The 15,520-nt window shown below is 35.4% G+C and carries 15 protein-coding genes; 13 read left to right on the forward strand and 2 right to left on the reverse strand.

The annotated features are described in order from the left end of the window. Window position 1: 1 nt before the first annotated feature. Window positions 2–574: a DinB family protein gene (locus H4K33_RS05580; protein WP_182647486.1), complete on the reverse strand. Its 573-nt coding sequence runs from the start codon at window positions 572–574 to the stop codon at window positions 2–4. Window positions 575–917: 343 nt separating this feature from the next. Between H4K33_RS05580 and H4K33_RS05585 the strand changes: the two genes are divergently transcribed. The 7 genes from H4K33_RS05585 to H4K33_RS05615 all read left to right on the forward strand — a co-directional run bounded on the left by H4K33_RS05585 (window position 918) and on the right by H4K33_RS05615 (window position 8,235). After that, the gene (locus H4K33_RS05585; protein ID WP_182647487.1) at window positions 918–2,042 is read left to right on the forward strand and encodes a cysteine desulfurase family protein; all 1,125 of its coding nucleotides are present in this window, start codon (window positions 918–920) and stop codon (window positions 2,040–2,042) included. Between the two features lie 149 nt (window positions 2,043–2,191). Continuing rightward, complete coding sequence (locus tag H4K33_RS05590; RefSeq protein ID WP_182647488.1) at window positions 2,192–3,364, forward strand: AIR synthase related protein; 1,173 nt, start codon at window positions 2,192–2,194, stop codon at window positions 3,362–3,364. Window position 3,365: 1 nt separating this feature from the next. Continuing rightward, window positions 3,366–3,782 carry a Holliday junction resolvase RuvX gene (gene ruvX, locus H4K33_RS05595; RefSeq protein ID WP_182647489.1) on the forward strand — a complete coding sequence of 139 codons (417 nt, stop codon included), beginning with the start codon at window positions 3,366–3,368 and terminating at the stop codon, window positions 3,780–3,782. 87 nt (window positions 3,783–3,869) lie between these two features. Continuing rightward, window positions 3,870–5,366, forward strand: coding sequence for a malate:quinone oxidoreductase (locus tag H4K33_RS05600; protein WP_182647490.1), 1,497 nt, complete (start codon window positions 3,870–3,872; stop codon window positions 5,364–5,366). A gap of 332 nt (window positions 5,367–5,698) precedes the next feature. Continuing rightward, on the forward strand, window positions 5,699–7,177 hold the full coding sequence (locus tag H4K33_RS05605) for a catalase (RefSeq protein WP_182647491.1): 1,479 nt from the start codon (window positions 5,699–5,701) through the stop codon (window positions 7,175–7,177). A 93-nt stretch (window positions 7,178–7,270) separates the two neighbouring features. Further along, the gene (locus H4K33_RS05610; protein WP_182647492.1) at window positions 7,271–7,621 is read left to right on the forward strand and encodes a hypothetical protein; all 351 of its coding nucleotides are present in this window, start codon (window positions 7,271–7,273) and stop codon (window positions 7,619–7,621) included. After that, a complete protein-coding gene (locus tag H4K33_RS05615; RefSeq protein ID WP_182647493.1) occupies window positions 7,618–8,235 on the forward strand; it encodes a hypothetical protein in 618 nt (205 codons plus the stop codon). The genes H4K33_RS05610 and H4K33_RS05615 overlap by 4 nt, the downstream gene beginning before the upstream one ends. Before the next feature lie 15 nt (window positions 8,236–8,250). Here the strand turns inward: H4K33_RS05615 and H4K33_RS05620 are convergent, their stop codons facing one another. Continuing rightward, window positions 8,251–8,823: a Crp/Fnr family transcriptional regulator gene (locus tag H4K33_RS05620; protein ID WP_182647494.1), complete on the reverse strand. Its 573-nt coding sequence runs from the start codon at window positions 8,821–8,823 to the stop codon at window positions 8,251–8,253. Between the two features lie 466 nt (window positions 8,824–9,289). Between H4K33_RS05620 and bioB the strand changes: the two genes are divergently transcribed. The 6 genes from bioB to H4K33_RS05650 all read left to right on the forward strand — a co-directional run bounded on the left by bioB (window position 9,290) and on the right by H4K33_RS05650 (window position 15,474). Further along, entirely contained in the window at window positions 9,290–10,273 is a 984-nt protein-coding gene (bioB, locus tag H4K33_RS05625; RefSeq protein ID WP_182647495.1) for a biotin synthase BioB, read from the forward strand. A 611-nt stretch (window positions 10,274–10,884) separates the two neighbouring features. Beyond that, window positions 10,885–11,331, forward strand: coding sequence for a hypothetical protein (locus H4K33_RS05630; RefSeq protein WP_182647496.1), 447 nt, complete (start codon window positions 10,885–10,887; stop codon window positions 11,329–11,331). 61 nt (window positions 11,332–11,392) lie between these two features. Then, window positions 11,393–12,040, forward strand: coding sequence for an RDD family protein (locus H4K33_RS05635; RefSeq protein ID WP_182647497.1), 648 nt, complete (start codon window positions 11,393–11,395; stop codon window positions 12,038–12,040). Between the two features lie 193 nt (window positions 12,041–12,233). Next, a complete protein-coding gene (locus H4K33_RS05640) occupies window positions 12,234–13,364 on the forward strand; it encodes a sensor histidine kinase (protein WP_182647498.1) in 1,131 nt (376 codons plus the stop codon). Between the two features lie 13 nt (window positions 13,365–13,377). Then, window positions 13,378–14,133 (forward strand): LytTR family DNA-binding domain-containing protein, encoded by a 756-nt coding sequence (locus H4K33_RS05645; protein WP_182647499.1) that lies wholly within the window; start codon window positions 13,378–13,380, stop codon window positions 14,131–14,133. A gap of 144 nt (window positions 14,134–14,277) precedes the next feature. Next, on the forward strand, window positions 14,278–15,474 hold the full coding sequence (locus H4K33_RS05650; RefSeq protein WP_182647500.1) for an efflux RND transporter periplasmic adaptor subunit: 1,197 nt from the start codon (window positions 14,278–14,280) through the stop codon (window positions 15,472–15,474). Window positions 15,475–15,520 lie beyond the last annotated feature (46 nt).

Here is a 15,520-nt window from a genome sequence, read left to right on the forward strand (position 1 = left end):
ATTAGGCTAAATAATTTTGGCGCTCGCGTTTTTGAAGCGCCAAGATGTTTTGTATTTGAACCATATGCCTCAAATTGTGAAAAACAAGAAGCTTAAAGGTGTCTCCCAAACGCAGTTTGATCCATTTATACCGAGCAACTGATGTCTTTATCCTGTTGAGGTTGACTGTTTCTGCTTGCTCTAATAGAGAAATAAGACTAGTTAGTTGTTGAATAAAAACAGTTAAAACACCGCGATCTAAAGCGCTGCTGCTCGGATTCATCGCTTTTGAGGCTTTCATTTTGTTGAGTTTAGCTTTCGGTAACATTCTTTTAGCTAGGTAGTTGCCTAAAAATCCACTGTTGAAAGTAGGAGAAGAGGTTTGGTATTTTGATGTACTCATTTTTATGGTAATTTCAGGAAGATAGAAATGTCCATAGCGATTGAGGTGTTCGATACACTCTACAATACTCCAACTCGCCGGACGTGGTCTCAGCTGTAAAGAAAGATCAGAAAGCTCCTGAAGTTCTTCTACCTCTTTTTTGATTTGATGTGTGAGCTCCAATAAGTTTGAAAGAAGTGTGTTCGTATTCATTTTTTTTCTTTTTGACAAAAATCTCTCAAATTCGCAAGGTAAAAATTGACGAAAGTCAAGATTTTAGAACAGACGAGTTTTAGGAATAGCACAAGTTTTTCTTTCTTTTTTACTGTAGTTCACGTGCCTACAGAAGGACCATGTAACCTTTGTGTAAAACAAAAAAATTGTAGGTTGACTACCATAAAAATAAAAGTTGTGAGATCATACGCGATAATATAGAATTGATTTAAGTATTATCTTTTTTGTTTTTATTACATTTGTATTCGAATAAAAAAATGACCAATAAACGAAGTTGCCTTGTGAAAATAAGGGAACTTGATTTACTATAACTAATTAAGTAATGAAACAAATATATCTGGATAATGCCGCTACAACTTCTGTTCGACCAGAAGTAATCGAAGAGATGGTGAAAGTATTGAGAAATGATTTTGGTAATCCCTCATCTACCTACTCAATCGGTCGGCATGCGAAAGCGTTAATTGAAAGTGCAAGAAAAACAATTGCTAAACAATTTAATGTTAGTTCTTCAGAGATTATCTTTACGTCTTGTGGAACAGAAGGAAACAACTGGATTTTGCTTTCTGCTGTACGCGATTTGGGGGTAAAGCGAATCATTACAACCAAACTAGAACACCATGCTGTTTTAAATACCGTAAAACACTTGGAACAAACGTATGGAATCGAAGTAGTGTTCTTAAATATCAATCCAAGTAGTGAGATTGATTACGCGCAGTTAGAGCGTCTTTTACAAGAAGACACAAAAACACTAGTAAGCTTGATGCATGTAAACAACGAAGTGGGAACGGAGTTAGATTTGGAAAAAGTAGCCAATCTATGTGTAGCTCATCACGCACTTTTTCACTGTGATACTGTACAATCTGTAGGAAAGAAAAGAATAGACTTAAGTGAGTTGCCAATTGATTTTATCGTGGCAAGTGCACATAAATTTCACGGACCAAAAGGAATTGGATTTGCTTTTATCCGCAAGAAAAATGTTTTAAAACCCGTTATTTACGGAGGTGAACAAGAAAAAGGACTACGTGCAGGAACAGAAGGTGTACACCAAGTAGTTGGAATGGCAAAAGCGTTGGAAATGGCGTATGAGTTGTTAGACGAAGAGAGCGCTTATATTGCAACGATTAAATCCTATTGTCAGCAACGTTTAGTTGAAGTTTATCCAGAAGTAAAATTCAACGGAAACCGCACCGGTTTCTACAATATCTTAAACGTGTTATTACCTATGACACAAGAAAAAGCAGCTATGATGTTGTTTCAATTAGATATGAAGGGAATTGCCGTTTCAAGAGGTAGTGCATGTCAGTCAGGAAGTCAAAAGCCTTCTCATGTTTTGGCGCAATTCTTAGACGAAGAAGATTTGAAGAAACCGAGCTTGAGATTGTCGTTTAGTCACGAAAATACAAAAGAAGATATCGATAGACTTATTGAGCTTCTTCAAGAAATTTAAGAAAAAAAATCTACTAATTTGAATTAGTAGATTTTTTTGTTTTTCAATTATTCAAAAAATAAATAAAAAAGAGGTAAAAAAATGTTAATGTAAAAAGCTTTGTTTTACAATAACATTCGCATTAAATTTGCACAAACAACACACTATTTATGAGTTCAAGTAATAGATACGCGCTACGCGGAGTTTCTGCTGAGAAAGAAGATGTTCACAATGCAATAAAGAACATAGATAAAGGATTGTTTCCTAAAGCATTTTGTAAAATTATTCCCGATCACCTAACTGGAGATGAAGAATATTGTTTGATCATGCATGCTGATGGAGCAGGAACAAAATCGTCATTAGCTTATATGTATTGGAAAGAAACAGGAGATATTTCTGTTTGGAAAGGGATCGCTCAAGATGCCTTAATCATGAATATTGATGACTTATTATGTGTGGGTGCAACAGATAATATCTTGTTGTCTAGCACAATTGGACGCAATAAAAACTTAGTTCCTGGAGAGGTGATTTCCGCTATTATCAATGGAACTGAAGAATTAATTCAAGAACTAAAATCATTCGGTGTTACTATTCACTCCACAGGTGGAGAAACAGCTGACGTAGGAGATTTAGTTCGCACCATTATCGTAGATTCTACAGTTACGGCTAGAATGAAACGAAGTGATGTAATTGACAATGCAAATATTCAAGCTGGGGATGTAATCGTCGGATTAGAGTCATTCGGACAAGCAACGTACGAAAAACAATACAACGGCGGAATGGGGAGTAACGGACTTACTTCTGCAAGACACGATGTGTTCGACCATTCTTTAGCTGCCAAATATCCTGAAAGTTATGATGCATCGGTACCTGAAGAATTAGTTTACTCAGGTCAAGTTAAGTTAACGGATGCTGTAGCTAATGCACCTATCGACGCTGGTAAGCTAGTGTTATCTCCAACGAGAACTTATGCACCAATCATCAAAGCCATTTTAGATCAATACAAATCAGATCAAGTGCATGGAATGATTCACTGTAGCGGAGGAGCACAAACAAAAATCCTACACTTTGTAGATCATCTGCATATGATTAAAGACAATTTATTTGACGTACCACCGTTATTCCAATTGATTCAAGAACAATCCAAAACAGATTGGAGAGAAATGTATCAGGTTTTCAACTGTGGACACCGCATGGAATTGTACGTAAACCCTGCAATTGCAGAAGATATTATCGCTATTGCGAAATCGTTCAATGTACGAGCACAAGTGGTAGGACGCGTAGAAGATTCAGCAGATAAAAAATTAACAATTCAATCAACATACGGGACATTTACATACTAGAATGGGACGTTTATTAGCTATTGATTTTGGTCAAAAAAGAACAGGTATTGCCGTAACCGACGAGTTGCAAATTATTGCTTCGGGGTTAACAACAGTCAATACAGGTGAATTGATGTCTTTTTTAAAAGATTATTTTCAGAAAGAAAAAGTAGATAGAGTAATTATAGGAGAGCCCAAAAGGTTGAATAATGAACCTTCGGAAATTACGCCTATTTTAAATGCATTTATCGATACATTTAAAAATGCGTATCCTACAATGCCAGTAGAACGGATCGACGAGCGTTTTACCTCTAAAATGGCCTTTCAAACCATGATAGATAGTGGTTTGAAGAAAAAACAAAGACAGAACAAAGCGCTAATCGATGAAATCGCAGCCACCATAATTTTACAAGATTATATGGGGCGTAATGCGTTTTAATTGGTTCTTTTTTAAAAATTTAGCATATAAAAACGTTTTTTCCTGTAGATAAAAATTAATTTTGCACATAAATAAATATTCGATATAATGTCAAGTATACAAAAATCTGAGGTTGACGTTGTTTTGGTAGGAGCTGGAATCATGAGTGCTACTCTTGGTATCTTACTAAAAGAATTGAATCCGAACCTAAAAATTGAGATCTTAGAGCGTTTAGATCGCGCTGCAGCTGAGAGTTCAGACGCAATGAATAATGCGGGTACAGGACACTCTGCATTTTGTGAATTAAACTATACACCAGAAAAAGCTGATGGTAGTGTTGACGCTACAAAAGCAATTAGCATTGTAGAACAATTTGAAGTATCAAGGCAGTTCTGGTCATACTTGGTAAATAAAAATGTCTTAAAAGATCCTAGAAAATTTATCAACTCCGTTCCTCATATGAGTTTCGTTTGGGGAAAAGACAACGTAAGTTTCTTGGAAAAAAGATATAACGAACTTCAAAAATATCCGTTGTTTCACGGAATGGAGTTTTCAAAAGAAGTGGACCAAATCAAAACGTGGGCCCCTCTTTTGATGGAAGAAAGAAAACTCGATGACGTATATGCAGCTACCTATATGCCAATCGGAACAGACGTAAACTTCGGTGAGTTGACGCGTGAGATCTTTGCTCACCTAACTACAGAAGATGGTGTTAATGTTCACTTTAATAACCAAGTAACGGATATTAAACGCAAAGGCGATAAATGGAGCGTTTCGGCAAAAGACGAAAAAACAGGTGAACAGAGAAAAGTAAAAGCAAAATTTGTTTTCGTAGGTGCTGGTGGTGGAGCAATTTTGTTGTTGCAAAAAGCAGATATCCCTGAAAGCAAAGGATACGGTGGTTTCCCTGTGGGTGGAGAATGGCTAGTTTGTAGTAACCCTGCAATTGTGCAAAAACACATGGCTAAAGTATATGGAAAAGCATCTGTAGGTGCACCTCCTATGTCTGTACCTCACTTAGATACGCGTTTTATCGATGGTAAACACTCGTTGTTGTTTGGCCCTTATGCCGGATTCTCAACGAAATTCTTGAAAAGAGGTTCAAATCTTGACTTGTTTAAATCGTTAGAATTAAACAACATCGGACCCATGCTTGGTGCGGGTATGAGAAATTTAGATTTGACAAAATACCTAATCGGACAAGTATTGCAATCGGATAAATCAAGATACGAATCATTAAGAGAGTATTTTCCAGATGCAAAAGAAGAAGATTGGAAAATCGAACATGCAGGACAACGCGTGCAAGTAATTAAACGCGATAAAGATGGTAAAGGTATCTTGCAGTTCGGAACAGAAGTAGTTAACTCAGCTGATGGATCTATTGCAGCTTTATTAGGAGCCTCACCAGGAGCCTCAACTGCAACAGCAATTATGTTGAAGTTATTAGCAAATTGCTTCCCAACAGAATTTAATTCCTCTGCATGGCAAGAAAAATTTAAGGAAATGATACCTTCGTATGGGTTAAAACTAAACGAACACCCAGAAATGGTTGCTGAAATTAGAGAAAATTGTTCTAAAGTTTTAAAGATTTTTCCCAATAACTAGAGAACACTGATATATATAACACCTTTATTCTTAGAGTAAGGGTGTTTTTTTTTAAATAGCTGTTTGTTGTTTGTCTCAAAGAGATGACGAACAAACAAACAAACAAACAAACAAACAAACAAACAAACAAACAAACAAACAAACAAACAAACAAACAAACAAACAAACAAACAACGCACACCGTACAACATAGTATTAGTTTTTTTTATCTAATTTGGATTTATCATAGTTTTTTCTTATATTAATATAACCTAATGGTATAAGATTATCAACTGTAAAGATATGGTTATTAGTATCTTTGGATTAGAAAATAACAAATAAAGCGTATAACTATGGAAAACAAAAAACTAACAACGGCCTCAGGAAGACCTTATGTAGAACATGAAAATTCAATGACTGCTGGTGAAAGAGGTCCAGTATTATTGCAAGATTACATCTTGCATGAAAAGATGGCTCATTTCAATAGAGAGCGTATTCCAGAACGCGTAGTACACGCCAAGGGATCTGGGGCATACGGTACTTTTACAGTAACCCACGATATTACGAAGTATACCAAAGCAAAGTTATTTAACGAAGTAGGAAAACAGACCAAAGTATTCTTGCGTTTCTCAACCGTTGGTGGAGAAAAAGGTTCGGCAGATTCTGAACGTGATCCACGTGGATTTGCAGTTCGTTTTTATACGGAAGATGGAAACTGGGATGTAGTAGGAAATAACACACCAGTATTCTTTATTAAAGATGCGAAAAAATTTAGCGACTTTATTCATACACAAAAAAGACACCCACAGACGAACTTAAAATCAGCGACTATGATGTGGGATTTCTGGTCGTTAAACCCAGAAAGTTTACATCAGGTTTTGATTTTAATGTCTGATCGCGGTACACCTTTCGGATACCGTCATATGAACGGATACGGAAGTCATACCTTCTCGATGATTAATGCCGAAAATGAACGCGTATACGTGAAGTTTCATTTTAAAACGGCACAGGGAATTAAAAACCTAACAGGTCCAGAAGCAGATCAAATGCGCGCTACAGACATGGATTATGCACAACGCGATTTATTCGAACACATTGCCAAAGGAGAATTCCCGAAATGGAATTTAAGAATCCAAGTGATGACTGAAGCAGAAAGTAGAGTAGCGAAAGTCAATCCGTTTGACGTAACAAAAGTATGGCCACATAAAGACTATCCGTTGATTGATGTTGGAGTATTAGAGTTGAATGAAAATCCTCAAAATTATTTCCAAGATGTAGAACAAGCGGCTTTTGCACCGACGCATATTGTTGATGGAATTGGGTTTTCACCAGACCGTATGTTACAAGGGCGTATTTTATCCTATCCAGATGCACAACGCTACCGTTTAGGCGCAAACTACGAACAAATTCCAGTAAACCGTTGCCCATTTGCTACGAATACCTACCAAAGAGACGGTGCTATGCGTATCGATGGAAACGGAGGAAGTGAACCTAACTACTATCCAAATAGTTTTGATTCTATTGTAGTAGATCAAAGCTACAAAGAACCAGCTTTAGATTTAGGTGCTCATGTGATTGCAGATCACTACGATCGAAACGGAGTAGGAGAAGATGATCACTTTACACAACCCGGAAATTTATATCGAATCATGACAGACGAAGCTAAGACCAATACCGTAAACAATATTGTAGGAGCAATGAGCGGTATCGATGGACCAAAACGCGAAGAGATTATCTTCCGTCAGTTGTGCCACTGGTTTAGAGCCGATGCAGATTTAGGAATGCGCATTGCGAAAGGATTACAAGTTGATATTAGTCAATTTATGAAATAGTTTATATTTAATTATTAAAAAGAAAAGGCGAATTAATTTTATTGATTCGCCTTTTTTATTATTTTAGCTTAAATTTAACTTAAATATTAAGCTGTGAAAGGAAAAATACTTCTTCTTTTTATTCTTCTCCTTGGTTTTTCTTCCTGTGAAACGCTCTATTTTGATGGATCAGAACGCTATGTGGTGAAGGGAACATTTTTAGTAGATGGAGAACCACTACAAGACGAATTAGTCACGATTGATACGTATTCAAGTAACTCTCCACTTGTTAATACAACTTATACCGATAAAAATGGGTTTTTTATGGTGAGTTTTCCCAGAGGAAACTATGATTTTTGGTTAGATGTAAAAAATTATAGCACAAAAATAGTAGATGGTAAGCGTACAAGTGCTCGTGAATTAATTGACTTAGGTGTAATCGATATTGCTAAAAATAAAAGATGATAAAAAATAATATAAGTAGGTTTATTGTTTTAATTAGTGGAATAACAATGTTAAGTTTTCCTGTTTACGGACAAGAAAAGGAGGCTCAGGATAAGGTTATTTGGTTTCGCAATACTGGTATTTCTTTCGGGAATTCATTTTATTTTGGCGATAATATGATCGCTGATTCTCACCGTTTACACAATATGGGGGCTGATATTAAACTCGGTATTGCTAAGTATAAAAATGTAGGATTAACTTTATTTGCGGGATTCACTAGGTTAAAAGTGGACGACACTCAAATGATAGGTGAAGTTAATGCTTCTCAAGAAACAAAAGGAGGGGCTTCCGTTTTTTATCAGATGGATGTAACGGAAAAGAGCACCTTTAAGCCTGAGATAGGTATTTACGATGTCTCTTTCAGATCTAGTGGATATGCAATTGAGGTTGAATCTATGTCGGGTACAGGGTTTTTGATAGGAACAGATTATCAATATAATCTTACAAAGCGATTTCGAGCTGTTGTTGGTTTACATTACCACTGGAATAAGTATAATGTAAAAACAGCTCCTCAGTATAAAAGTTACTTTGAAAACGCACAATACCTGAAGCTATCTGTCGGATTCAACTTCTAACGGATTGATTAACTATTACTCTTCACCATTGATTTTCTTGAGCGCGCGATTAAGTGTTCGCGTTGTAATTCCCAAGTAGGAAGCCATATCTTCTTTGGAGATATCCACCTGATTTTTCTCTTGTAAGTGTAATAGTTTTTCTAAAGCGTGTTCAACGGTATATAATTGTTGAAATGAAGCCCGTTCACTTGTGTGATAAACACGTAAGGCTTCTACGGATAATAACACATTATTGAAGGTAATGTCTGTTTTGAGTAGGTGATCAAAGATAGACAACGGAATTACATAGGCTTCCACATAGGATAAAGCTTCTACCGAGCACAAACAAGGCATTTTACCCAAATATTCTATTTCTCCCATGATTTCTCCTCTACTTAAGAATTCTGGAATATACTCCTTCCCATTTTCCTCTGTAATAAAACACTTCGTTATTCCCTCTCGAATAACGATGATCTTCGTGATCTGTTCTCCTTGAGTTAGTAAAATGTCTTTAGGATTATATTGAATCAGTTGAATTTTATCTGCAATAATGTCTTTATGCGCAATGGATTCGATATAAGATAAAAAATCAAGATTTATTCTTAACATATATTTATCATTGGAAGGACAAATGTCCTATTAAAGGTTGAAATTAATGTGGAATTTTGTTTTGTTCAAATGTAAAGAATTAAATCTTAGCGTTGTGTTGCGTTAAGATAGATTTAAACAAATGGAACGCAAAAACAAGATAGCAAAAATACAACTTAAATAAAAACAGAAGAAATGTGTGTAAGTGATAAAAAATCTTCTGTTTTTTTTACGTATAAAATATCGTGTTGCGTTATATGTAAAAACATATAGCGATGTGTTGTTTTTCAAATGATAAATTTGAAAATAAAAAAAGTGTGGTTAGATTAAAAAAAAAGTCCTTTTATAAGGACTTTTTTTTTGTTTATATACCAACTCCTTATAACCAACTCCTCACAACCGGTCTAGCTTCTTTCTTTAAACCGGATGCCGATTGGCATTTCTGTGTACAATATTTTTGGCGATTAACTAATAAAACACAATGAAAATGATCGATAGTAAAGCGGTTATTCGCAATGATTGGACGAAAGAAGAGATTCAATCCTTATATGATTTGCCTTTAATGGAGTTGGTGTATCAAGCAGCTACCATACACAGACAATATCACAATCCTCTGGAAGTACAAGTCAGCACTCTGTTGTCTATTAAAACAGGGGGCTGTCCTGAAGATTGTTCCTATTGTGGTCAAGCGGCTCGTTACCATACCGATATTAAAGTACAGCGTTTGCTGCCTTTAGAGACGGTATTAGATCACGCTAAGAAAGCCAAAGCCAATGGGTCTTCACGTTTTTGTATGGCAGCTGCTTGGAGAGAAGTTCGAGATAACCGCGACTTTGATAAGGTTATTGCCATGGTAGAGGGAGTTAATGCCTTAGATATGGAGGTTTGTTGTACTTTAGGTATGTTGACAGAAGATCAAGCCAAACGTTTACAAGAAGCAGGGTTATATGCTTATAATCACAATTTAGATACCTCAGAGTCTCACTATAAAGATATTATCTCCACAAGAACGTATGAGCAACGGTTGAACACGATCAAGGCAGTGCGCAAAGCGGGCATTACGGTATGTTCAGGAGGAATTATAGGATTGGGAGAGACGAACCAAGATAGAATCTCCATGTTACACACTTTATGTACAATGGAAAAACACCCAGAATCAGTGCCAATTAACGCTTTAGCACGCGTAAAAGGGACGCCGCTAGAAGACATGCCTAAAACGGATAGTTGGGAAATGATTCGTATGATTGCCACTGCCCGTATTCTAATGCCGACTACTATGGTTCGATTGAGTGCTGGTCGTATGGAAATGAGCGAAGCAGAACAAGGTTGGTGTTTTTTGGCTGGAGCTAATTCAATTTTTGCTGGGGAAGAACAAACGTTGCTCGTTACTCCCAATCCAGCATTGAGTCAGGATCGTCAATTATTTGAAAATTTAGGTCTAAAACCGATGTTTTCCAGTGAAAAAAAGTAGTAGAAAAAAGTATATCCGCTAAATTTTAAAAAAGACCGTATTTATTTTTAATACGGTCTTTTTTTTTATGAAAATCTCATTTTGTGCTTTTTTAGTAAAGAAACAGGTGATTTACTTTCGTTCGTTTACATTTATTTTACATGGATTGACCTTATGTAATGAAATGTTTAACGCGTTTGCCTGTGAAGAAAAAAGAATTTATAAAGATACATTTTGTTAATATATGGTTAATATTTAGGAGTGTTTTAAATAGTGTTGGGATAATTGTTTGATTTTAAGTCTGCTGTGATTCTACCGTATTCGTGCACTCTAAATATCGGCAAAGTATTGTCAATACTGATGATATTTGTCATTTTTACCCGATTAATTATCAAATACTTTTGTCTCAACAAAGTAAGAAATAAAGACGTCTTTTGGAATTTAGTTGATTGTTTTAACCGTTATTTTTTATGTTTTTTACCTAATTAGGTTAAAATGTGATTTATATTGTAAAAATTAGTAAAAAATTTATTTGTTAAGTATTTTTTAGTAAATTAGATACGATGTATAAAAACTAGTTTAAAACAAAAATTAAAATATAACTATTGTTTAACCCCTTAATAGACTATGTTATGAAAAAAGTTTTTAAATGGATGTTGGCTGTCATCGTGTCAGTCAGTATTGGATCGTTAGTGGTGAGTTGCAGTAATGATGAAGGTGGAAATGAAATCGAACAAAAATCGATTAAATCAGTAAAAGCAAATAATCTAGAAAAAGATTGGATTGTTGCTCAGTTTGAATTCACAGAAGATTGTAAAGGAGCAACTAAGTTTGCTTATCAAGTATCTTCTGTACATATTTCTTTGAAGGATAAGATTTTTACAGCTATAGATAAGTATAGTTTAAAAGAAGATCGAGGAACGTGGACCTTAAACAATGAGGTTGTTACGGTTTCAAGTGCCCTGTTTGGACAGGATTTTAAATTTAAGGTTAGAGAGTTAAAAGGCAATTCCTTAATTTTAGATGTACTAGGACATGACGATTTAAAAGTAATCGAATTAGTTACTTTCGATCGATAATTGAAAAAAGCAAAAGAGATAACGAATGCTTTCGTAAGTTTGTATTAAAAATACAAAATACATGGAAAGAAAATTTTTTATTGTTAGAAACGATCAGAAGTATGGTCCTTATACTAAGGAAGAATTAGTTGGATTTGTGATTACACCTGATACGTTAGTTTGGTATGAAGGATTACCAGATTGGACTGAAGCAAAAAACATTGAAGAGTTAAGTGATTTGTTTCAATATCCAATCGTTACCTTACAGAATAAATCGGTTTCGTCAATACCAGAAGAACGAATTGGCAATATTGTGTATCATGCGGATCAAATGCATGTGACACTTTATACACCACAAGGAGAAATCTATTACCGCTATGCTGATTTTGGTGATCGATTTGTAGGATTATTATTAGATCGATTAATTTGTTTGTTTTTAAGTTTTTTACCTATTATAGGACCTTGGTTGTACTATGCTATACTACATTCAAGTGCTGATCAAGCAACGGTAGGACAGCGTGTGATGAATATTAAGTGTCTAAGTGATGAAGGAAATACGATTGATTTTGGACAAGCAACAGGACGTTTTTTTATGTCTATTGTTTCAAGTTTAATTTTCTGTATTGGATACTTCTTATATTTTGGTAATAGTAAGAAACAAACCCTACATGATAGTGTAGCAAAAACGATTGTCGTTAAAGAAATAGGTCGAAAAGAGTATAACTTTTAGATGTACGAAGATTAAAAAATTAAAAAGCTAGCTTCTAAAGCTAGCTTTTTTTTTGCTTTTTTGTGGTAAATCACTTCCTTTGAGGGGGATTTCAAGATACAGTAGTACATTTGTACGATTCAACACATAATTATTCCTGTTGAGTAAATAATCTCAACAGTTCGGCCTAAATCTGTTTACTTTTGATAAAATAATGGAAAGAAACCTGAGAAAAAACAATACAGACCAATCGCTGTTTACCAAGCATTATCGACTTGTTGTAATTCCAGCGGTTTTTATCTTATACCTGTTTTCGCACTTTTTGCTCAATCCGTATGATCCTGAATGGTATTCGACCATTGATGAGCCGGAACTTTGGCAATCGGGAATCATGGTATTGGTGTATTGTACCCTTATTAGTGAAGTGAGCTTGAGATTGAGCCATGCGTTGAACACCATATTACCGTGGACAAAATATGCCGCTTGGCGCGTTATTGTGCAACTGTTATTGTTGATCTTGTGTATCTTTAGCATCTACTGTTTAGTAAACATTATCTACTTGGTTTGGATTCCCTATGAACCAGGTGAAATACTTGATTTAGAAGCTAAAATTGACATTTGGCAATCCTTGTTGATCAGTATTAATACAGGAATTTTTATCAGTGTCATCCACACGGGGTACTTTTTAATTAAAAACTGGAAAAATTCGATGATGGATGCAGCTGAATTAAAACTAAAAGCCGAACAATTTGAACGCATTGCAAGTCAAGCGGAATTAGAAACGCTTAAAATGCAGTTAGATCCTCATTTTTTATTTAATAACTTTAGCACATTGTCTGAATTAGTTATTGAGGATCAGCAAGTAGCAGTTAAGTTTATCGATAACTTAGCTTTGGTCTACCGCTATATGCTTTCCAATGTTAGAAAAAATACAATTAGTTTAAAAGAAGAAATTAGCTTTGTTGAGTCTTACTTCTATTTGATAAAAGAACGTATGGGGCGCAAAGTTAATATGGTTATTAACATTGACGAATCTGTTCAAAATACGCATGCCGTGGCACCAATCGCTATACAACTACTTGTTGAGAATGCGGTGAAACACAACACAGCCTCTAAAGAACATCCGTTGACGATCCATATAGAAGTAGTGGATCAATATGTTGTAGTGCGCAATAACCTGCAAAAATTAATGGTTCAATTGCCTTCAGCAAAAGTGGGTTTAGCAAATATTATCGATCGCTATCGATTATTGAGTAAGTTGGACGTTCAAATCACGAGTAATGAAACATCGTTTCTTGTGAAGTTACCTTTATTAACGGTTAGAGAAAAAAGTTTTACAAATTAAAAAAAGAAGTGGTATGAAGGTTTTAATTGTTGAAGATGAAGAGAGAAACGCAAATAAATTGATGCGTCTTTTGCTTCAAATAGACCCCAATATTCAGGTTCTAGCGGTAGTAGAAAGTATTCAAGCCAGTGTTCATTGGTTGCGCATCAATGCAGCACCTGATTTAATATTTATGGATATTCGCCTCGAAGATGGCTTGTGTTTTGAAATTTTTGAACAAGTTCATATCAATGTTCCTGTCGTATTTACTACTTCTTATGATGAATATGCATTGAAAGCATTTAAAGTCAATAGCATCGATTATATCATGAAACCTGTTCAAGAGGAAGATCTCATTCACGCTTTAACCAAGTACAAAAACCTTAGTGCAACGGGACTTAATGATTCAATTCAGCACATTTTAGGTAGTCTAAACAAAAGAGAAGTAGTTTATCGTTCCCGTTTTCTTATTCCATATAAAGACGGTTTTAGAGCGGTAAAAGTAGAGGAAATTGACTTCATTTATTCCGAATTAAAAATTACACATCTCGTGTTAAAAGACAGAAGCGAAATGATCGTTAGTCAAACAATGGAAGAAGTAGAGGAAGAGTTAAATCCCGCTTTCTTCTTTCGCGCAAATAGGCAACATATCGTAGAGATTGACAGCATTCACAATATTCAAAATTACTATAACGGAAAATTAAAGGTCACGTTGATTCGAGACCCTCAACGCGAAATAATTATCAGCCGAGATAAGGCACCCTTATTCAAAAATTGGTTGAACTCTTAAAGCTACTTCGGTAGCTTTTTTCATATAATCAATACAGATTAGTATTTGTTTTTTACGCTTCAGTCTTCATTTTTTACGCTTCACAACAATAAAAATAGATGGAAAATTCCTTTTTTTCATTTTTGTTGCGTAATATAAAATTTTATGAATAGAATTTATCGAAACCTTAGGGTATTCGCTTATGTAGGAATCACAGCTCTTGTGTTAGTAACTGCAGTGAGTTGTAAAAAAAACTCGAGTGATGCAGCGCAAATAGCGGGACAAATAGAAGTGAAAACAGAACGTGTGGAACGAGGAGATGCTGAAGTGACACATCAATATACCGCAGCTTTACAAGGAAAGGTTAACGTTGAAGTAAGAGCACAAGCGACAGGTTATATTGATCAAATACTAGTCAAAGAGGGAAGTTATGTCAAAAAAGGACAAGCCCTGTTTTTAATTGATCGTCAACCGTATCAAATTAAATTGCAAAATGCAGAAGCTACACTAAAGGCCGCTCAAGCCGCTTTAGTAGATGCTCAATTGGAACTAGAAAAGGTAAAATCACTAGTTGAAAATAAGTTTGTATCGCCTATTCAATTGCAAACAGCTACTGCAGCATTAGACAGCGCAAAAGCAATGGTGGCTCAAGCAAAAGCAGCAGTCGCAGAAGCTCAGTTAAATTTAGGCTATTGTACCGTTACTGCACCAGTGGATGGATTCTTAGGTAGAATTCCCAAACTTGTCGGAAACTTAGTTACTGCTGGTGAAGCAGAACCGTTGACTACAATGTCTGACATTACTCAAATTTATGCTTATTTTTCCGTTACAGAAGCAGATTATTTTGATCTTGTTAAGGGAAGTAATGGAGAAACAAATGTTCTTCCTATGGATATTCAATTGCAATTGAGTAATGGAGATCTATATCCAATCGTGGGGAAAGTAGATATGATTAATGGTGAATTTGACAAAGCAACCAATGCATTGAGTGTTCGTGCTGTTTTTGATAATCCAGATAAACTATTGCGAAATGGCGGAACGGGAATTGTTCGTTTGATCGCTAAGAAAAAAGATGTAGTGCAAATTCCAATTGCTGCAACGCTAGATCTACAAGATAAAGTTTTTGCTTATGTTTTGGGTAAAGATAATCAAGTAGAACAACGACAGTTGCAAGTGGTCGGCAAAAACTTACAAACCTACTTTGTGCAAGGTGGAGTTGATAGTGGAGATATCATTATTACAACAGGATTGGATAAAATTGTTGATGGTGATGTGGTTAAACCATTAGAAACAAATGAAAGTCAACAAATTAGTGCGTTAAAAAAGGAGGGGCAAACAACGCGTGAGCCGTCCGTTTTGTAACGTCAATCACCTCCGAAAAACAAACAACAAAGATTCAATTTAACTC

This window comes from Myroides sp. WP-1, assembly GCF_014145635.1.
Taxonomy (GTDB): Bacteria; Bacteroidota; Bacteroidia; order Flavobacteriales; family Flavobacteriaceae; genus Flavobacterium.